1 protein-coding gene is annotated in these 263 nt (G+C 33.5%); it reads right to left on the bottom strand.

The genetic code is table 11. The features are described 5' to 3' along the window. The coding region (locus tag SB764_RS41395; protein WP_410866954.1) for a hypothetical protein at positions 1-263 on the bottom strand (263 nt) is incomplete at both ends.

Raw genomic sequence — 263 nt, 5'->3', positions numbered from 1 at the left:
ACGATAAATGCAATAAATAGAATATACACAATTACTAATAATACAATATATAATTTATTTATCCCTACTTGATCGATCACCTGGAATACTTCAACCACTTCACGATCTAATACAATAGGATAAATCCCCTCATCGTTTGAACGGATTACATCACTCTCTAACAGTCCACGTAATTCTTTCTCTTCACCAATGTCATCCGCAGAAATATCGACTCTCGTTGTTTTCCCAGTATTATTAATAACAACGATCCATCTTTCATCATC

This window comes from Paraburkholderia sp. SIMBA_027 (assembly GCF_046535315.1).
Classification (GTDB): Bacteria; Pseudomonadota; Gammaproteobacteria; order Burkholderiales; family Burkholderiaceae; genus Paraburkholderia; species Paraburkholderia tropica.
Note: the sequence above shows the minus strand (reverse complement) of the source record. Positions and strands in the feature narration are given on the sequence as shown.